Source organism: Corynebacterium sp. HMSC30G07, from assembly GCF_001806945.1.
Classification (GTDB): Bacteria; Actinomycetota; Actinomycetes; order Mycobacteriales; family Mycobacteriaceae; genus Corynebacterium; species Corynebacterium riegelii.
Map to the genome: position 1 here is coordinate 234,499 of NZ_KV786480.1, position 19,161 is coordinate 253,659.

General features: G+C 60.3%; 18 protein-coding genes and 1 riboswitch. Of the genes, 12 read left to right on the top strand and 6 right to left on the bottom strand.

All coding sequences use genetic code 11. From position 1 onward, the window contains the following. The coding region (locus HMPREF3104_RS12835) for a biotin/lipoyl-containing protein (protein ID WP_305763977.1) at positions 1–506 on the bottom strand (506 nt) is incomplete at its 3' end. Between the two features lie 109 nt (positions 507–615). Between HMPREF3104_RS12835 and HMPREF3104_RS11255 the strand changes: the two genes are divergently transcribed. After that, positions 616–1,011: a hypothetical protein gene (locus HMPREF3104_RS11255; RefSeq protein ID WP_052203575.1), complete on the top strand. Its 396-nt coding sequence runs from the start codon at positions 616–618 to the stop codon at positions 1,009–1,011. A gap of 9 nt (positions 1,012–1,020) precedes the next feature. Here the strand turns inward: HMPREF3104_RS11255 and HMPREF3104_RS11260 are convergent, their stop codons facing one another. Then, the gene (locus tag HMPREF3104_RS11260; RefSeq protein WP_070495979.1) at positions 1,021–2,484 is read right to left on the bottom strand and encodes a leucyl aminopeptidase; all 1,464 of its coding nucleotides are present in this window, start codon (positions 2,482–2,484) and stop codon (positions 1,021–1,023) included. 17 nt (positions 2,485–2,501) lie between these two features. On the opposite strand from HMPREF3104_RS11260, the gene HMPREF3104_RS11265 reads away from it, so the two are divergent. Then, complete coding sequence (locus tag HMPREF3104_RS11265) at positions 2,502–3,602, top strand: branched-chain amino acid aminotransferase (RefSeq protein WP_070495981.1); 1,101 nt, start codon at positions 2,502–2,504, stop codon at positions 3,600–3,602. Between the two features lie 29 nt (positions 3,603–3,631). Here HMPREF3104_RS11265 and HMPREF3104_RS11270 read toward each other — a convergent pair whose 3' ends face one another. After that, positions 3,632–4,612: a nicotinate-nucleotide--dimethylbenzimidazole phosphoribosyltransferase gene (locus tag HMPREF3104_RS11270; protein ID WP_070495983.1), complete on the bottom strand. Its 981-nt coding sequence runs from the start codon at positions 4,610–4,612 to the stop codon at positions 3,632–3,634. A gap of 3 nt (positions 4,613–4,615) precedes the next feature. Further along, positions 4,616–5,320, bottom strand: coding sequence for a DUF3043 domain-containing protein (locus HMPREF3104_RS11275; protein ID WP_070495985.1), 705 nt, complete (start codon positions 5,318–5,320; stop codon positions 4,616–4,618). A gap of 132 nt (positions 5,321–5,452) precedes the next feature. On the opposite strand from HMPREF3104_RS11275, the gene HMPREF3104_RS11280 reads away from it, so the two are divergent. After that, positions 5,453–5,797, top strand: a complete 345-nt coding sequence (locus tag HMPREF3104_RS11280; protein WP_052203586.1) for a HesB/IscA family protein — start codon at positions 5,453–5,455, stop codon at positions 5,795–5,797. 76 nt (positions 5,798–5,873) lie between these two features. Here HMPREF3104_RS11280 and HMPREF3104_RS11285 read toward each other — a convergent pair whose 3' ends face one another. After that, positions 5,874–6,866, bottom strand: coding sequence for a S41 family peptidase (locus HMPREF3104_RS11285; RefSeq protein ID WP_210386507.1), 993 nt, complete (start codon positions 6,864–6,866; stop codon positions 5,874–5,876). A gap of 13 nt (positions 6,867–6,879) precedes the next feature. After that, complete coding sequence (gene asnB / locus HMPREF3104_RS11290; protein WP_070495987.1) at positions 6,880–8,802, bottom strand: asparagine synthase (glutamine-hydrolyzing); 1,923 nt, start codon at positions 8,800–8,802, stop codon at positions 6,880–6,882. Positions 8,803–9,197: 395 nt separating this feature from the next. On the opposite strand from asnB, the gene HMPREF3104_RS11295 reads away from it, so the two are divergent. From HMPREF3104_RS11295 to HMPREF3104_RS11335, 9 genes are all read left to right on the top strand, one after another. Further along, positions 9,198–10,292 carry an aa3-type cytochrome oxidase subunit II gene (locus tag HMPREF3104_RS11295; protein WP_052203597.1) on the top strand — a complete coding sequence of 365 codons (1,095 nt, stop codon included), beginning with the start codon at positions 9,198–9,200 and terminating at the stop codon, positions 10,290–10,292. 16 nt (positions 10,293–10,308) lie between these two features. Beyond that, positions 10,309–10,740: an aa3-type cytochrome oxidase subunit IV gene (locus HMPREF3104_RS11300; protein WP_052203599.1), complete on the top strand. Its 432-nt coding sequence runs from the start codon at positions 10,309–10,311 to the stop codon at positions 10,738–10,740. A 422-nt stretch (positions 10,741–11,162) separates the two neighbouring features. Further along, on the top strand, positions 11,163–11,783 hold the full coding sequence (locus HMPREF3104_RS11305) for an aa3-type cytochrome oxidase subunit III (protein ID WP_210386508.1): 621 nt from the start codon (positions 11,163–11,165) through the stop codon (positions 11,781–11,783). 48 nt (positions 11,784–11,831) lie between these two features. Further along, positions 11,832–12,680 (top strand): cytochrome bc1 complex diheme cytochrome c subunit, encoded by an 849-nt coding sequence (locus HMPREF3104_RS11310; RefSeq protein WP_052203600.1) that lies wholly within the window; start codon positions 11,832–11,834, stop codon positions 12,678–12,680. Then, complete coding sequence (locus HMPREF3104_RS11315; protein ID WP_070495989.1) at positions 12,677–13,897, top strand: cytochrome bc1 complex Rieske iron-sulfur subunit; 1,221 nt, start codon at positions 12,677–12,679, stop codon at positions 13,895–13,897. The genes HMPREF3104_RS11310 and HMPREF3104_RS11315 overlap by 4 nt, the downstream gene beginning before the upstream one ends. Then, positions 13,897–15,522 (top strand): cytochrome bc1 complex cytochrome b subunit, encoded by a 1,626-nt coding sequence (locus tag HMPREF3104_RS11320; protein ID WP_070495991.1) that lies wholly within the window; start codon positions 13,897–13,899, stop codon positions 15,520–15,522. The genes HMPREF3104_RS11315 and HMPREF3104_RS11320 overlap by 1 nt, the downstream gene beginning before the upstream one ends. A gap of 352 nt (positions 15,523–15,874) precedes the next feature. After that, positions 15,875–16,074: riboswitch (cyclic di-AMP (ydaO/yuaA leader) on the top strand. Positions 16,075–16,087: 13 nt separating this feature from the next. Next, entirely contained in the window at positions 16,088–16,765 is a 678-nt protein-coding gene (locus HMPREF3104_RS11325) for a C40 family peptidase (protein WP_052206317.1), read from the top strand. Positions 16,766–17,004: 239 nt separating this feature from the next. After that, complete coding sequence (locus HMPREF3104_RS11330; protein ID WP_070495993.1) at positions 17,005–18,033, top strand: C40 family peptidase; 1,029 nt, start codon at positions 17,005–17,007, stop codon at positions 18,031–18,033. 5 nt (positions 18,034–18,038) lie between these two features. Continuing rightward, the gene (locus tag HMPREF3104_RS11335; protein WP_070495995.1) at positions 18,039–19,154 is read left to right on the top strand and encodes a glycosyltransferase family 4 protein; all 1,116 of its coding nucleotides are present in this window, start codon (positions 18,039–18,041) and stop codon (positions 19,152–19,154) included. The last annotated feature ends 7 nt before the right edge of the window (positions 19,155–19,161 follow it).

Genomic DNA, 19,161 nt, shown 5'->3' on the forward strand with positions numbered 1-19,161 from the left:
ATCTCGGTGTCAACCTTGTCGGTGGAGACCTCCAGCAGCGGCTCGTCCACCTCAACGGTGTCGCCGACTTCCTTCAGCCAGGTGGTAATCGTGCCCTCGGTTACGGACTCGCCCAGCTCCGGCATAGCAACGTCGGTTGCGGAACCGGAAGCACCGCCAGACTTCTTCGGTGCCTCTTCCTTCTCCTCGGAAGCTTCCTCGGCCGGAGCCTCCTCAGCTTCAGCCTCAGCTTCTTCAGTCTTGTCGGAGGAAGCATCAGCTGCTTCACCCTCCTCGCCGATGATGACAATCACGTCGCCCACCTCAACGGTGTCGTCTTCTTCAGCCTTGATCTCCAGGATCACGCCGGCGACGGGGGAGGGGATTTCCGTGTCAACCTTGTCGGTGGAAACCTCCAGCAACGGCTCATCTACCTCGACGGTGTCGCCGACTTCCTTCAGCCAGGTCGTAATCGTGCCTTCGGTTACAGACTCGCCCAGCTCGGGCATCTCTACTGAGTGCGCCATGGTTGCAACGTCTCCTCATAATCTTTGTGGAAGTTATACGGTCTCACAGACTACCCGCTATCGCCTCGGCGCGTTGCTATTTGCACCCCCTGAACTAGGATGTTTCGACGTGTTCAACCTTTTCGGCAGAGGCAAACGCCATTCTCAGTTCGCCCCACCCCGTGCTCCGGGGGAGACGATCCGCCCTGACGACGCTGCATATTTGCGTGATTGGGTCCAGGGGCGCACCTTTGTTGAGGGTTTTGTTGAGCCGGAAACCATGGTTAATGAAATGTCCGTGGTGTTGGTGGATGAAAAGGGCAACTACACCCGCCGCCGAATCGGTGGGCCGAAGGGCATTGATGAGGTTGCCCGCATGCTGGGCATCTCGCTTTACGACGTTGAGGAGACCGGCTACCCCGACCGCATGCGCAAGAAAATCGAGCAGGAGCGCATTTTGCGCAAGCGTGCGGAGCAAAAGGAACGCCGCGCTAAGTTTGAGCGCGGCGAGAATCCTTACAGCTAGACCCAGAGACTAGACCTGGTCAGCAGCAATGCGGCTGATCGTCTCCACGATGGTGCGTACCGGCGCGCCGGTTGCGCGTGCAGGCACGTAGCCGTAGGGGGAGCCGCCGTTCCATGCCGGGCCAGCGATGTCCAGGTGGACCCACTCAACGTCCTCCGGCACGAACTTGGACAGGTAGAGGCCTGCGAAGCTGGTGCCGCCGGTGCGCTTGTTGTGTACATTGCGCATGTCAGCAACAGGGGACTTCAGTTCCTCTTCCTGCTCTTCAAGCAGCGGCATTGCCCAAGCCGGCTCGCCGACGCCGCGGCCAATTTCGGCGACGGTGTCGCGGAACTCGTCGGAACCGATCACGGCGGTGGTGCGTGCGCCGAGTGCGACAAGCTGTGCGCCGGTCAGGGTTGCGGCCTCAATCAGGTAGTTCGGGTTGTCCTCGCATGCGCGCGCAATAGCGTCGGCAAGCACGAGGCGGCCCTCAGCGTCGGTGTTGAGCACCTCGGAGGTCTTGCCACCGTAGTGGGTGATCACATCGCCCGGGCGGGTTGCGTTGCCCGACGGCATGTTTTCAGCCATAGGCAGCCACGCTTCGACTCGCACAGGTAGCTTCAGCTTTGCTGCGGCAACGATCGCACCCAACTGCGCGGCCGAACCGCCCATGTCCGAAATCATGTCTTCCATATTCGCGGAAGGCTTCAGGGAGATCCCGCCGGTATCAAACGTGATGCCCTTGCCAACCAGGGCGATGTGCTTGTCGCCGCCACCGTTGTAAGACACGTGTACCAGCTGCGGGCCGTTCTTGGAGCCCTTGCCAACTGCCACGATGCCGCCGAAGCCCTGCTGGGTCAACTGGTCGCCCGAGATGACCTCAACTGTCAGATCAACCTCGTCCTTCCACTCTTCGGCGAGGTCCTTGACAATGCCGGCGTAGGCCTCCGGGTAGAGGAACGCGGCCGGGGTGTTGACCAGGTCACGGGAGAAGTTCACGGAATCGGCCACGGCTACCGCGCGCTCAAACTCCTCCTGGTCAGCGCCAACCACAGTCACGGTGGCAGGGGAGCTGTCGTTCTCAGACTTGAAGCCTGCGTACTTGTAGCTGCCCAGAAGCAGGCCCTCAACCACGGCCTGGGTGCCAAACTCACAGGATGCGGCGGCTTCCTTGATATCGCCAAGCGCGCGGGCTGCGACACCGTAGGCGCGGCGTACCGCCTCATCATCGATGTCGTCGGCGTTGCCGAGGCCGGTGGTGAGGTACACGGTGCCGTCGATAAGCAGGCGAAGCGTCTCGCCAGCGCCACCCTTGGCGCCGAGAGCGGACAGTGCGTCGAGCAAGCCTTCCGGTGCAAGAGACGTCACCGGAAGCTCAAGGCCATCATCGCCGTTGGCAATAGGGACGATGCGTGCAGCAGTAGTAGGGGCAGTGTCAGCAGTGCGAAGCGCCACGGTCGTGCCGCGGGCGCTGAAATTGTTCAACTTCATAGGAGTAAGGTTAGGTCATGTCTTCGATCGAATTCAGCATTACCAAAACCGACAATCCCGTGAGCGACGCCGAGCGTCAGGCGATCCTGGAAAACCCAGCCTTCGGCAAAACGTTCACTGACCACATGGTTTCCATCGAGTGGACGGAAGAGGACGGCTGGCACGACGCACGCGTGCGCCCCTACGGCCCAATTTCTCTGGACCCGGCAACCAGCGTGCTGCACTACGGTCAAGCCATCTTCGAGGGCCTGAAGGCATACCGCCATGAAGATGGCTCCATCACCACGTTCCGCCCGGAGCAAAACGCTGCCCGTTTCCAGCACTCCGCACACCGCTTGGCCATGCCGGAGCTGCCGGAAGAGACATTCATCGAAGCGATCAAGCAGCTGGTGACCGTGGACCAGGACTGGGTCCCGGCAGCCGGCGGCGAGGCAGCGCTGTATCTGCGCCCCTTCATGATTTCTACGGAGGCAACCCTGGGGGTTAAGCCGAGTAGCTCGTACACCTTCTACCTCATTGCCTCACCTGCCGGTGCGTACTTCTCCGGCGGCATCAAGCCGGTCAGCGTGTGGATTTCCAAGGAGTACGTCCGCGCAGCACCTGGTGGTACCGGTGACGCAAAGTTTGCCGGCAACTACGCCGCATCCCTGCTGGCTCAGGCTGAGGCAGAGGAGAAGGGCTGCGACCAGGTTGTGTGGCTGGACGCAATCGAGCGTAAGTACATCGAGGAAATGGGCGGCATGAACCTCATGTTCGTCGAAGGCTCCGGCGATAACGCCAAGCTGATTACGCCTGCGCTGTCCGGCTCCCTTTTGGCAGGCATTACCCGCAAGTCCCTGCTGCAGGTTGCGGAGGACTTGGGCTATGCGCCGGAGGAGCGCAAGATTACTGTCGACGACTGGCGCAACGGCGCCGAGTCCGGCCAGATCACCGAGACGCTGGCTTGCGGTACCGCCGCTGTGATCACGCCTGTGGGCCGCGTGCTGTCTGCCGATGGTGAGTTCACCATTAACAACAACGAGGCAGGCCCAATCACCTTGCAGCTGCGTGAGCGCCTGCGCGGTATCCAAAACGGCACCGTGGAAGACACCCACGGCTGGAACTACCGCCTGGTTTAAACCGGGGTTAGGCCCGGTTTAAACCCGGGTTAGGTGGCGTCCGCCAGGGCGTCAGCGACTAGCTCGGCGGCGAGGTTGATTGTTGGCAACGCCGCCAACCCGCCGGCTGCCTGGCCGACGGTGCAGTCCAACGCCAACACCGGCTCAAGTTCGAGCGCTTCCAGGCAGGTCACGTGGCAAGGCTCAGCCGTGAGCTGGCTGGCAATCAGCCAGCGCTTCGTGCCTGGCGCCATGCGCTCAGCCACGTAGGCGGCAACGGCGGTATACGCGCCGTCAATAACCACGGGGGTACGGCGTGCCGCCGACTGCGCAATCAGTCCCACCAAACAGGCGAAATCTGGCCCGCCAATCTCTGCGATCACGCGCTCTTCATCATCGCGGAAGGATCGCACTCGAAACATTGCGTCCCTAATCGCGGTGACTTTGACCTTCCACACCTCATCATTGATTCCGGAACCCCGGCCGATCGCCTTCACCGGTTCCGTGCGTGTGAACACCCCGAACAGTGCTGCGGCCACCGTGGTGTTTCCAACCCCGCAATCACCCGAGATGATCAGGTCCGCGCCGGCATCAATCTCCTGGTCAGCAATAGCAATGCCGTGCTCGAAGGCCTCCGTGCACGCCTGAAGCGTCATGGCGGGTTCGGTGTCGATGGGGCGGGTGGGGTGGTTCACGTAAACGTCGACAAGCCTGATGCTCCCACCGGCAAGCCTGGCAGCCGCATTAGCTGGCCCGCCACCTGCAGCGATCTGCTGCACCTGCTGCTGCGCGGCATCCTCAACCCACGCCGAGACGCCACGACGCGCAATCCCATGATTGCCAGCAACAACCACCGCACGCGCACGCGTAAACGGCTGCGGAACATCCGCACCCTGCACCGCCGCAGCCCACGCACCGATCTGCGCTAAACGCCCCAGGGAGCGGCCGGGCACCGACACCTGCAGGCTGTCCAGAATCGTCTGCTTTCGGGACGCATTCGGCGCCTCAACTGGCGGGAATTGCACAGCCACGGCTTAGACCTTTTGACCCAACGCAACCTGCGGCTTCGGGGAACGCCAGCTGCGCATTTGCGACGCACGCGTCCACGCATACATACCCAGCGCAAAACCAGTGTCCGTAGTGCCCGGGAACTTTTTGCGAACATCACTGTTCACACGCTTGCCAACGATGAACGCCTCCAAGAAGATCGTGACCACAAAAATAAACGTCACAATACTCAGCGCAGCAGCCAGACGCGGCAAGAACGTGCCAATAAACATCACCGCGAGCAGGACCATGGCAAACGGCATGGCGTAGTTATTAAACAGGCGGCGCGAATCCACCCAGTCGCGCACGTAGCGGCGGACCTCACCGCGGTCACGCTCCATGAGGTAGCGATCATCACCTGCGTCAATGCGCTGCTGCATCTCGCGCGATGCCTTGCGGCGCTCCTCGCGCTCCTGCTGCTTGTACGCCTTCCACTCTTCCTTGCTCATGGACTGCTTTAACTCTTTACGACGCTGCGCCTGCTGCGCCGGCGTCGCCGCATTCGGATCGCGCACCACGCCGCGCTTGACCTCCTGGTCATGACGCTTCGGCGTCGGCTTACCCTTCGGCGGGGTGTAGCCCTTCGGGTACTGCGGTTCAGGCTCAGCCGCCGCGGCGGTTTCTGCGGAGGTGTCGGTGCTCAACGTTTCGGCATCTGCTGCCGTTTCAGATTTCTGCCAGGGAAGTTTCACGAGTCCTAGGCTACAAGGCCACCCCCATAGTCCAAAGGCGGGATGCAGGAATAGGTAGGGTGTGCGTGACGTTGCAAGGCGTAGTTGGAGTACGCTGGGCGCAAACTCCACCAAGAACGTGAGGAGAAAACAATGACTGCACCTACTTCCGCAACAGGCGTAACCCTGACCGAGGCAGCTGCCGCAAAGGCAAAGGCGCTGCTAGACCAGGAAGGTCGCACCGACCTTTCCCTGCGTATTGCCGTGCAGCCGGGTGGCTGCGCAGGCTTGCGCTACCAGCTTTACTTTGATGACCGTGAGCTTGACGGTGACAAGATCGACGAGGTTGGCGGTGTCCGCCTCGTGGTGGACAAGATGAGCGTGCCGTACCTGACCGGCGCAACCATCGACTTTGCTGACACCATTGAGCAGCAGGGTTTCACCATTGATAACCCGAACGCTGGCTCCGCCTGCGCTTGCGGCGACAGCTTTAACTAAGCAGTAGCTTTTCGACGCCAACACCCCGCGCCCACCTCATGATTAAGGGGAGCGCGGGGTGTTTCGTCTGCGTGGACTAGTTGCAACCGTGCTCGGTCGAAAGCCAATGTTTGGCCTCTTCGAGAGGCGTCTCCGTTTCGACGTCGGGCTGCACCGGATCTTCGGCGAACTCCTCACCAGTGCGCGCCTTGTCCTTCGCGAAAGTCAGCATCAGCAGGCTGCCGTCTGGGAAGTCGAACACCATGTTTGCCGACGCATAGCCCGCAGTAGGGGATCCGAAGCTTTGGGAGTGTTCAAGCCCCCGGAACGACAGCATCGTGGCCTCGCCCGACGAAGCAGTGTCGCCATCGACTAAGACGGCCACCGGCGCATCCCACTTCCCGCCAGAAGTCGTGATCGGGGTGCCGCCGCCGGTCACCGAGTTCCCCTCAACCGTGACCTGGGTAGTGTTCGTCCGAGAGACGAATTCGAGCACCGTGCCGTCCGGCAACAGTGAGGAGAGGCCTGCGACCATCGGACCCATGTCGCCCCCCTCGTTGCCACGCAGGTCAACGACCGCCCCGCATGCCCCGGCATCACGTGCCGAAGCAAGACCTGTTGCGAGCGTGTCTGCGTAGCCCTGCACATCCGCGTGCCGGTCGACGCAAGGCACGGTTGCCACCGCAACACCGCCTTCGACGCTGACTACGGCTTCCGACTTCTCTTCCATAGTCCAGCCGAGGTTAGGGTTACCAGGTTCAATCAGACGGGAGTGCTTGCCGCCAGCTGCTTTGATTGCGTCCTCGAGGGCGGGGTAAACGTCGTGAAGCGTATCAGCCTGTTTTGCAGCCTCCTTTGCGCGGGCCTTCGCCTCCTCGAACTCCTTTGAGTCTGCGTAGATGCCTTGCTCAGCGAGTGCGAGCACCGTTGCGCTGTACCGCTTTGGTGTTTGCGTCCCCGCGAAACGAGCGGTGCCCGTGAGCATCGCGGTGAGCGTCGGACCGTAGACGAACGCCACGACGCCGACTGCGAGGAGCAGCGCACTGAGCATCGCGACGATGGTAGTCAGTACCCGTTTCTTGGTCCACATGAGCAGGTCCTCCTTAAAGCTGAATCGGGTATTCCTTGTGCTCGATGCCCGGATCAATGCGATGCTCGACAAAAATGCCGTGCCAGATCATAAACGCAAGGACCGTCCACAAGCGACGCGAGTGGTCAGAGACACCATCACGGTGCTCCTTGAGCATCTCCAGGACCTGATCCTTGGCAAAGATGTCGTCGGTCTGGGACTCGCGGATGGTGTCTTGGGCCCAACCAAAGAGCTCATCGCCGGCCAACCAGTGGCGCATTGGTACCGGGAAGCCCAGCTTCTTGCGGTGCAGCACGTGCGGCGGCACGATCTGCTCCATCGCCTTGCGCAACGCGTACTTGGTGGTGCCGCCGGCAATCTTCTGGTCAAACGGGATGGTCTGCGCAACCTCGAAGACTTCCTTGTCCAGGAACGGAACGCGAAGCTCAAGCGAGTTGGCCATGTTCATCTTGTCAGCCTTGACTAGGATGTCGCCACGCATCCAGGTGAACAGATCGAGGTTCTGCATGCGCGCAACCGGATCCATCTCGGTGGAGGTGGCGTAGATCGGTGCGGTGACCTCGCGGTGGTCCCACTCGCGCTTCGCCCACGGCAGCACGCGCTGGAGCTGCTCGAAGTTAAAGGAGCGAGCGTTGCCGTAGTACCGCTCTTCCATCGGGGTCGTGCCGCGCTCAAGCAAGCTCTTGCCCTTGACTCCATCCGGCAAAACGCGCGAAAGACGGTTCAGCCCACGGTTCAACGCAGCCGGCAGCTTCTCAAACGGCGCAAGCGACAGCGGCTCCTTATAAATGGTGTAGCCGCCAAACAGTTCGTCCGCTCCCTCGCCGGAGAGCACTACCTTGACATGCTTGCGTGCCTCTTGGGCCACGAAGAACAGCGGCACCAGCGAGGGGTCAGCCACAGGATCATCCAGGTACCACATGATCTTCGGAATCGCGTCGGCGTATTCCTCGGGCGAGACAATCTTGACAATGTGCTCCACGCCGATCGCAGCAGCAGATTCGGCGGCAACGTCCACCTCGGAGTATCCCTCGCGCTCAAAGCCGGTGGTAAACGTCAACAGGTCCGGGTTGTGGCGCTTGGCCAGCGCGGCAATGGCGGTGGAGTCAATGCCGCCGGAGAGGAAAGAGCCCACGGTGACGTCAGCGCGCATGTGCTTCGCCACAGAGTATTCAAGCGCGGCAGCGATACGGTCGTAGAGGTCCTGCTCCTTGCCCTTCACCACAGGAGTGGGGGAGAAGTGGGGCTTGAAGTAGCGCTTGGACTTAACCGTCCCGCCCGGGGTCAGCGTCACCGTGCAGCCGGACTCCACGCGACGGATCCCGGTGTGCAAGCTCTCCGGTTCCGGGACGTACTGCAGGTCCACGTAGTGCTCGATTGCGCGGCGATCCAGATCCAGCGACAGGCCCAGCTCAGGCGCCATCTCCAGGATGGACTTCTTCTCAGAAGCAAAAACAGTGCCCGTCTCGGTTGTTGCGTAGTACAACGGCTTGATACCGAACTGGTCACGGGCGGCAAACATCGTCTTTGTCTCCGTGTCCCAAATAACAAAGGCGAACATGCCGCGCAGGTGCTCGACTACCTTCTCGCCCCAGTGATGGAAGCCAACAACGATGGGTTCGCCGTCGCCTTCCGTCGCAAAGCTGAAACCCTCTTTCTGCAGCTCTTCGCGCAGTTCGATGTAGTTGTAGATCTCACCGTTAAACGTCAGGGCGTAACGCTGCGGGTTGTCCTCAGGTCCCCACCGCAGTGGCTGGTGGGAATGCTCGATGTCAATGATGGCGAGGCGGTTGAAACCGAAAACCGCGTCCGCGTCGTTCCACGTGCCGGCGGCGTCAGGGCCGCGGTGGTACATGCAGGGAAGCGCCCGCTCAACAGGCTCAACAAAGGAGGCGCCTGCGCCGTTGGCCGTGAGCATTGCTAGAAGACCGCACATAATTTGGAAACCTCTCCTATATATAAGGTGCGCGTGTTGCTTCCCTCCACAATAGAGACGAGCACCCAACATCTGGCAACCGCGCCGGTCCATCTTTTGCCGTGCCCCGAAAGGGGGCCAACTTTTGGACGAAGGAAGAGCTTTTGCTTATCGACGCCACGCCAAAAGCCCAGCACGTACCCCAACAAGCGGGGGTTTCTCCGGTTGACGGGCCACCCCCGAGCGAGGAAGCGAAGTGAAGCGCTTGGAATTCCAACACCGGAATTCATTTGAACTATTCTGACTGGGTAGGAATGTTCTGGCAGTTTCGTGCACTTTTTCGCGAAAGCTGCGAAGAACCGTGAACGAAGCGGCCAGAGCATGAACATGAAGTGTGGACAGGAAGGCAAACACACGTGGAAAAGCACACGAACCGCAGCTTTGCCAAGAAGGCTGGCATCGCGGCTTCGCTCCTGCTCGGTGGGCTGACGCTCACTGGCTGTGACGTAGCAGCGCCGGACGCGGTCAATCGACTCATGGACATGGGCTGGCCGGACCCGGTTACCCCTGAGGGTGCTCAGATGTACAACTTCTGGGTATGGACCTGGGTTGCCGCTTGGATCATCGGCATCATCATGTGGGGTCTGTTCCTCACCGCGATTTTTGCTTGGAACAACAAGAAGCGCGAGAAGCAGGGTGCTCCGGAGTTCCCGAAGCAGCTGCAGTACAACGTTCCGCTTGAGCTGATTCTCACCATCGTGCCGATCATCATCGTCATGGTGCTGTTCTTCTTCACCGTGCAGTCGCAGACGCATGCTACGGCGTTGAACAAGGATCCCAAGGTTACGGTTGACGTCACCGGCTACCAGTGGAACTGGAAGTTTGGCTACGCAGCAATTGACGGTGAGTTCACCGCAGACGGCCAGGCGTACGACGGTGTTGATGAGGAGCGTCAGGCGCTCGCAGATGCAACGAAGTTTGACCCGGAGGGCACCCGCAACGCGAACCCGATTCACGGCACCTCCACGGGTGATATCTCCTACCTGAACTTCAATGAGATCGAGACCATCGGTTCCACCGAGGAAGTTCCGGTTCTCGTTCTGCCGACGGAGACCGCGATTGAGTTCCGCCTCGCTTCTGGCGATGTGAACCACGCGTTCTGGGTACCGGAGTTCCTGTTCAAGCGTGACGCTTACGCTCACCCGGAGTCCAACCAGCAGCAGCGTGCTTTCCAGATCGAGCAGATCGACCGCGAGGGCGCATTCGTTGGCCGCTGTGCTGAGATGTGCGGTACCTACCACGCAATGATGAACTTCGAGGTTCGCGCTGTGAGCCCGGAGAAGTTCCGCGACTACGTTGCATTCCGTACTGCTAACCCGCAGGCACCGAACTCTGATGCGCTGCGCGCTATCGGTGAGGCACCGTACGCAACCTCCACCCGCCCGTTTGTGAGTGACCGTACCGGTTCCCGCGACGGCATCAACTACCAAGACCCGAACGCGAACGTTTAAGAGAGAGGTGTAAAAAATGGGAACTGGCGCAAGAGTTTTCTACGCAATCGGCACCTTCTTGGCCCTGATGGCGGTGTTCTACATCATTTCCACTGCCTGGATTGGTGAGGACGCGTGGCTGTTCGGCACCGAGTGGGTTGGTTCTGTCGCACTGGTACTGGCTACCGCACTGTGCTTCATGCTTGCGGTGTACCTCGACTTCACTGAGCGTCGCATGGACATCGTCCCGGAGGACTGGGAAGAGGCTGAGATTGAGGACGGCGCTGGCGTGCTGGGCTTCTTCTCTCCGAGCTCCATCTGGCCGCTCGCCATGGCTGGTGCGATCTTCTTCCTGGGCCTGGGCATCGCCTTCTACCAGTTGTGGCTGATCGCCTTCGGTGCAGTGTTCCTGATCTGGGCTACCACCCAGCTGAACCTGCAGTACGGCATTCCGCGCGAGAAGCACTAATGTCGGCATAGCCTTCACCGACTGGGAATACCCCGCCCGCTCCGATAGCACTTCGGAGCCGGCGGGGTTTTGCTTTGTCTGTGAGATACGGGGGTCATCCGAAAGGTGGACCCTTAAAGGTGGGGGAGCAGATGGTGTGACGTTAAACACAATTGGGAACTATTCCGTAAGTATCAAACGCGGTGTTGGGCACGCCCCGGAGAGGGGCAACATGCGTCCATTTCGGCCTGATTTTCTCGGCCTTTGCGGATGACCTGCATGGATAACAGTCGGATATCGGGCCTAAATAGTTCCCGACTTTTGAAAAAACTTTTTCTGCAACACCTTTATGACCAAAAAGAGCAGGTTGTGGTCCTACGTTCAGAAAAATTTCGGGGGTAATCGAGGTGACTTTACGGCTCTTTCAGGGGATAATCACATGCGTGACGACCGCAATTTCTAACCAAGGTATGGCGACACCGCATGATCGCGTCGCAGCGCTGAACCGTCCCAATATGGTCAGCGTCGGCACGATTGCGTTCCTCGCCCAAGAATTAATGTTCTTCGCTGGCCTGTTCTCGATGTACTTCGTGTCTCGAGCTAACGGCTTGACGGCTGGCGATTGGGGCAACCAGACGGCGCACCTGAACGTGGCGTTCGGCGGAATTATTACCGTCGTTCTGCTGACCTCGTCGGTGACGTCTCAGCTGGGTGTCTTCGCTGCTGAAAGGGGTGACGTATTCGGGCTGCGCAAGTGGTTCGGCGTCACCATCGCGCTCGGCTTCGTGTTCCTCGTCCTCGTCGGTATTGAGTGGACGGAGATGATTCACGCGGGTGTGACCATTCAGTCCAGTGTGTATGGCTCGATGATTTACATCATCACCGGCTTCCACATGGCTCACGTGACGGCAGGCATCCTCGCCTTCATCGTTGTGATGATGCGCGTTTCGAAGTCTAAGTTCACCCCTGCACAGGCAACCGCCGCAATGGCAACGTCCTACTACTGGCACTTCGTTGACGTGATCTGGGTTGGCGTGTTCATCACGCTGTACCTGGTCCAGTAGTCAGGCGAACTGACGTACTTCTCAAAGCATTTCTTTTAAGGGAACAAGATGGAAAACACACCTAAGAAGACGCGTAGCCGTCGCAAGACGCAGCGCACCGTCGCTGGTGCTGCAGCGCTTACGTTGGGTTTGACCGGCGCGGGTTTCCTTGCATCCGCGCTTGCGCCGAACGCGCAGGTTGCAACTGCCCAGCGTGATGAGCAGGCAATGATTCAAGAGGGCAAGGATCTCTACGACGTGGCCTGTATTACCTGCCACGGCGCGAACCTGCAGGGCGTTGAGGGCCGCGGTCCGTCCCTGATTGGTACCGGCGAAGGCGCCGTGTACTTCCAGGTCAACTCTGGCCGTATGCCGATGATGTCCAACGACGCACAGGCGGAGCGCAAGCGTCCGCGCTACACCGAGTCCCAGGCACTCGCTTTGGCTGCATACGTTGCTGCCAACGGTGGCGGCCCGGAGCTGGTGTACAACCCGGACGGCACGCTCGCCATGGAGGAGCTCCGTGGCAAGAACTTTGATGGACAGATGAAGGCAGAGGACGTCGCCCGTGGTGGCGAGCTGTTCCGCCTGAACTGCGCTTCCTGCCACAGCTTCACCGGCCGTGGCGGCGCACTGTCCTCCGGTAAGTACGCACCGGTCCTGGATCCTGCGAATGAGCAGGAGATCTACCAGGCGATGCTGACTGGCCCGCAGAACATGCCGAAGTTCTCTGATCGTCAGCTCAGCGCTGATGAGAAGAAGGACATCATTGCCTTCATCAAGTCCTCCAAGGAGACTCCGAGCCCGGGTGGCTACGGCCTCGGTGGCTTAGGCCCAGTGTCTGAAGGTATGGCGATGTGGATTATCGGCGTGACCCTCGTGGCTGCCGGTGCTATTTGGATTGGATCTCGCTCATGAGTGATGTGAAGAAGAACTACACGACTGAAGAGCTCGACCGCATGAGCAATGCCGAGCTCGCTGCTCTGGGTACCGAGCTCGATGACGTTACGGTGGCCTACCGCAAGGAGCGTTACCCGGTAGAGGGCGACCCGCGCGAGAAGTCGGCAGCTGCCGGCATCACCGCATGGTTGGTTGTCTCCGTACTCTCGGCAATTGCGTTCTTGGGTGTGTACCTGTTCTGGCCGTGGGAGCCGAAGTTCCACGGTGATGAAGGTCTGTTGACGTTCACCCTGTACACCCCGCTGCTGGGTCTGACTGCAGGTTTGACGTTTGCTGCGCTTGGCTTCGCCATCATCCAGTACGTCAAGAAGTTCATTCCGGAAGAGATTTCGGTACAGCGTCGTCATGACGGCCGCTCCTCTGAGCTGGACCGCCGCACGACCACCGCTCTGCTGAACGATGCGTGGGAGACCTCCACCTTGGGTCGTCGCAAGGCCCTCAAGGGCCTGCTCGGCACCGCTGGTGTTCTTGCCGGCCTCGTGGTTATCGCCCCGATGGGTGGCATGATCAAGAACCCGTGGCGTGAGCGTCACGCTCTTGGCTACCACGGTGACGGCACCCTGTGGACGCACGGCTGGACCCTGCACGAGCAGGGCGTGAAGATCTACCTGGGCCGCGACACCGGTGCGATTGCTGAAAAGCACTCCGGCGTGGCAGGGGAGCACTTCACCACTGCCGGCGTTTCCCGCCTGGTGCGTATGCGCCCGGAGGACCTGGCTGCTGCAGCTATGGAGACCGTCTTCCCGCTGTACGAGGAAGATGTGAACGACGGTGCGCAGTACAACCCGGAGCGCGATGTGTACGAAAACCACATGCACTCCATCCACGGTCCGCGTAACGCGGTCATGCTGATTCGCCTGCGTTCCGCAGATGCGAAGAAGGTTGTGGAGCGTGAGGGGCAGGAAGACTTCCACTACGGCGATTACTACGCCTACTCGAAGATCTGCACCCACATCGGCTGCCCGACCTCGCTGTACGAGGCGCAGACGAACCGCATCCTTTGCCCGTGTCACCAGTCGCAGTTCGACGCGCTGCAGTACGCTAAGCCGATCTTCGGCCCGGCTGCTCGTGCGCTGCCGCAGCTGCCTGTGACAATTGACGAAGAAGGTTACCTCATCGCCAACGGCAACTTCATCGAGCCCGTTGGCCCGGCATTCTGGGAGCGTAAGTCCTAATGACTACAAAACTCGCTAAAGCCGCGGACAACGCTGATTCGCGCCTCTCCGGCGCTGGCTTCCTCCGCGCTCAGCTCAACAAGGTGTTCCCGAGCCACTGGTCCTTCATGCTCGGTGAGATGGCGCTGTACAGCTTCATCATCCTTCTGCTGACTGGTATTTACCTGGCACTGTTCTTTGACCCGTCCATTACCAAGGTCATTTATGACGGTGCGTACCTGCCGCTCAACGGTGTCGAGATGTCTCGCGCCTACGCAACGGCACTTGATATTTCCTTTGACGTGCGCGGCGGCCTGTTTGTCCGCCAGATGCACCACTGGGCTGCACTGATGTTCATGATGTCGATGTTCGCCCACATGATGCGTATCTTCTTCACCGGCGCGTTCCGTCGCCCGCGTGAGGCTAACTGGCTCATCGGTGTCACCCTGATCCTGCTCGGCATGATCGAAGGCTTCATGGGCTACTCCCTGCCGGACGACCTGCTCTCCGGTGTGGGCCTGCGCATTATGTCCGCGATCATCCTGTCCGTGCCGATCATTGGTACCTGGACCCACTGGGCCATCTTCGGTGGTGACTTCCCGTCCGACCTGATGCTGGACCGCTTCTACATCCTGCACGTGCTGATCCTGCCGGGCCTGATCCTGGCTCTGATCGCAGCTCACCTGCTGCTCGTCTGGTTCCAGAAGCACACGCAGTTCCCGGGCCCTGGCCGCACGGAGAACAACGTTGTGGGTATCCGCATCATGCCGGTCTTCGCCGTCAAGGCAATTGGTTTCATGATGATCGTCTTCGCAGTGCTCGCTGCAATGGCTGGTCTGACCACCATTAACGGCATCTGGAACATCGGCCCGTACAACCCGTCGCAGGTGTCTGCTGGTTCCCAGCCTGACGTGTACATGCTGTGGACTGACGGTGCTGCTCGTGTTATGCCGGCCTGGGAGCTCTACCTCGGCAACTACACCATCCCGGGTGCCTTCTGGGTTGCCCTAATGTGTGGTGTGATGGTTGGTCTGCTGATTGCATACCCGTTCATTGAGAAGAAGGTCACTGGTGATGACGCGCACCACAACCTGCTGCAGCGTCCGCGCGACGTTCCGGCACGTACCGGCCTGGGCGTCATGGGGATCGTCTTCTTCATGATCCTGACCGTCTCTGGTGGTAACGACCACGTTGCACACTTCTTCCAGATCTCCCTGAACGCGATGACCTGGTTCGGTCGCATCGGCCTGATCATTCTGCCGCCGATTGCCTACTGGATCACCTACCGCATCTGTGTTGGTCTGCAGCGCTCCGACCGTGAGGTTCTGGAGCACGGTATTGAGACCGGTATCATCAAGAAGCTGCCGAACGGTGCCTTCGTTGAGATCCACCAGCCGCTCGGCCCGGTTGATGAGCACGGCCACCCGATTCCGCTTGAGTACGGCGGTGCACGTGTGCCGAAGCAGCTCAACCAGCTTGGCTTCGCTGACTCCGAGACCATCGGTAAGTTCAAGCCGGCTCCGATCGGTGTCACCGAGAAGGTCCGCGAGAAGGCTGCCGAATACCACCACGAAGAGGTTGAGACGCTGCGTCAGCTTGAGGAGACCAAGCACCTCGCTGATCGTGACGCCACCCCGCGTGACTAACGCTTAAGCCTGCGGTCGCTTACGCGTGAAACCCCCTCCCAAGGGAGGGGGTTTTGTTATGTAACAAACCGGTTACGTAGCGCAATTCACATCGGAGCTTCGAACGGTCAGACAACTCACATCCCGGTACCTGTCTACTCACGCGCCCGCTTCCAAAACATGCAGGTCACGGACCTTTCGTGATGCTCGAAATAGGTGATGGTTCCGCCGACTCTCCAGCACTGGTGCCCCCGAATTGGGGCAATTTTTACAAATAACGAATCTGTAACGGCGCGGTGGGTGGACATTGTCGTTGCCGTTTCGTAATCTAACCGAGACATTGCGACGACATACGTTGACGCAAGGTACGAAAACAACATATAAGCCGAATTCCACGGCATGGTCACAAAGGGTGGCCAGGATGTGGAAGCCGGGGGCCCACAACAGGATCCAAATGGATCCACCCCCTGGGGTGAATGGCCGCAAGGATAGCGCGACAAGCGCTACGGAGCGAGCCAGGGCTGGCTCTCAAGCCCAACCCGACAGCTAACCCGGTAGGCACTGAGATGATATGGAGAACACTTTCGTGGCTAAACACCGTCGCCAGGAGACCAACACTGCAACCCGTGCAGTGGCCGCAGCTACCGCAGCAGTTGCTGGCGCAACGCTGATCGCACCGACTGCGGGCGCAACCGAGGTTGGTCTGCCGAACTTCGATGCCATCCCGGGCCTTGCAGACAACGTCCAGGCTGCTGTTGATGCGGCTCGTAACGTGCCGGCTGTTAACGCCGTTCCTGAGCTGAACAACGCTATTGAGGCTGTGCAGTCTCAGTTTGCTCCGGCGGCGCCGGCTGCAAACGTCGCTGCTGTGGCTGACGCGCTGCCGCTGCCGGCTGCTGAGCCTGCTCCGGCCGTGAACAAGGGCCAGCAGATCGTTGACATCGCCCGTGCGAAGGTTGGCGCACCGTACGTCTACGGCGCGGCTGGCCCGGCAGCGTTCGACTGCTCTGGCTTCACCTCCTGGGTTTACTCCCAGGCTGGCATCAACATCCCGCGTACCTCTCAGGCTCAGGCTTCCGCTGGCCAGCGTGTGCCGCTGGATCAGCTGCAGCCGGGTGACATTGTCGCTTACTACGGCGGTGCGTCCCACGTTGCTATCTACGCTGGCAATGGCCAGATCATCGACGCGCTGAACTCCGGCATTCCGGTTGGCTACCGCAGCCTGAACCTGATGCCGATCCACTCGGCATTCCGCTTCCACTAAAGCGAGCTTCTTCGCCCGGTTCCCTGTCTGAAGGGGCCGGGCTTTTTGCTTTTCGACGCCACAACGTCCCCGCCCACATCCTTCCCTCCAGCCACATCCGTAACTCTGCATACCTGCACTACACACCCGTTTTTCCGCGCCGCGGAAAGTGTGGCAAAGGGCTTGGAAGGCGTGGCGTGCGCCGCTATAGTGATAACGGTTTTATATAGCGCTGTGGGATTGAGAAGAGGTTTTCAGGCGTGGGGAAGCACTCAAAGCGTAGGTCTAGGCAGTCGTATGTTCCTGGGGTCCTGGCGGGCGCGCTGCTTGCGTCGATAGTCGTGCCGGTGCAGGCGGGTGCAGACGAGATCGATGACCTGATTGAGGCGCTTGAGCAGGTTTCCCACGATACGACCGCGAAGTCGGAAGAGATCAAGGCGCTCGAAGACGAGATTGCGGCTAAGGAGCAGCACATTGACAAGCTGCACGCTGATGCTGATGCTGCACGTGTAGATGTTGAGCGGGCGAGCGGGGCGCGCGCGGGTTATCAGGGGCAAGTCAATGGGATTGCGCAGTCGCGCTACCGCAACAATCAGCAGGAGTTGCTGCTGAACACGCTTGAGTCCGGTAGCCCGCAGGCGGCGATTGACCGGGCCGCGTACTTGGGGGCGTTGACTCGCAGCGCTGGGCGCACGCTTGATGGGCTCAATGAGGCAACGCGTTTTGCGTCAGAGCGCTCGGATGCTGTGACCCGCGCGATGGATGAAGCGCAGCGGGAGCGCGAGGAGCTGCACCGGAAGCGTGATGAGCTCGAGCGTGAGCACGAGGATTTGGAAGAGCGTGTGCGTGAGATTGAGCACCGCGTGGATAACCTGACGCCTGAGGAGCGTTCCCGCTGGATTGCTAAGGACGGCCCTGTTGACTTGCTTGGCCTGTCTCTTCCGGGCGCAACGAGCGGGGTGGTCGCCTCTGCGATGGGGCAGTTGGGCAAGCCTTATGGGTGGGGAGCGACCGGCCCGTACGCGTTCGACTGCTCTGGGCTCATGGTGTACGCCTACGCACAAAATGGCATTGGTATCCCGCGTACCTCGCAGGCGCAGCTTGCGGGAGGAACCCCGGTGCCGCTTAGCCACCTGCAGCCGGGCGACATTATTGGCTACTTTCCGGGGACAACGCACGTTGGCATGTACATAGGCAATGGAATGATTGTGCATTCCTCTGATTACGGCATTCCTGTCCAGGTGGTGCCGTATGACTCCATGCCTATCTCTGGTGCGGTGCGCTACTAGCCACTATGTCGGTGCTGCTTGTCACCAATGATTTCCCGCCCACTGTTGGCGGGATTCAGTCCTACCTGCGTGATTACGTCAATGAGTACATCGCGCGCTGTGGTGCTGAGAAGATCGTGGTGTTTGCCTCCACGCCGGAAGGCAATGAAGGCACCGAGGCGTTCGACGCAGTGCAGCCCTTTCAGGTGGTCCGTTGGCCGCGTCGGGTGATGTTGCCTACGCCGGCGACGACGCGCCGGATGCAAGAGCTGATTCGTGCGCACAACATTGACACCGTCTGGTTCGGCGCTGCAGCCCCGCTTGGGTTGATGGGCAAGGCAGCGAAGCAGGCGGGTGCGAAGCGCGTCGTCGCCACTACGCATGGGCATGAGGTGGGCTGGTCGATGCTGCCAGGCGCCCGCCAGGCGCTTCAAGCCATCGGGCGCCACGCCGACGTCATCACCTACATTTCCACCTATACCTACGGGCGTTTGCGGCCGGTGTTTGGTAATCAGCCGCGCTACGTGGCGTTGCCTTCGGGGGTAGATACGCAGTATTTCCGCCCTGCAAGCGCCGAAAAACGCGCCGAAACTCGAAAGGTTTTGGGTATTGGGGATGCGCCGTTGGTGGTGTGTGCTTCGCGCCTTGTGCGCCGGAAGGGCCAGGACCAGCTGATCCGTGCCCTGCCGGAGATCCGGCAGCAGGTACCCGGCACGCAGCTGGTGATCGTGGGGGAGGGACCGTATCGCGCTCGTCTGGAATCCATGGCCACCGAGGGGGTGCATTTTACTGGTGCGGTGGAGCGTGACATGCTGCGCGACATCGTTGCCGCCGCAGATGTGTTTGCCATGCCGGCACGCACGCGTTTCGGCGGTTTGGATGTTGAGGGCCTTGGCATTGTCTATCTGGAGGCCCAGGCGTGCGGCGTACCCGTGGTGGCGGGGGATTCCGGTGGCGCGCCCGAGACGGTTGCAGCGGATTCTGGCATTGTGGTTCCCGGCCGCGACACGGATGCACTCATTGCTGCTGTGAGCAGGTTGCTTATCGACGCCAACGGGCTGCCCTTCGGCCGCCAATTTGTCACCGAACGTTTCGCTTGGCAGGCATTGGGCGACGTTTTGGTGGACGTGCTGGGTAGTTGAAACGGGT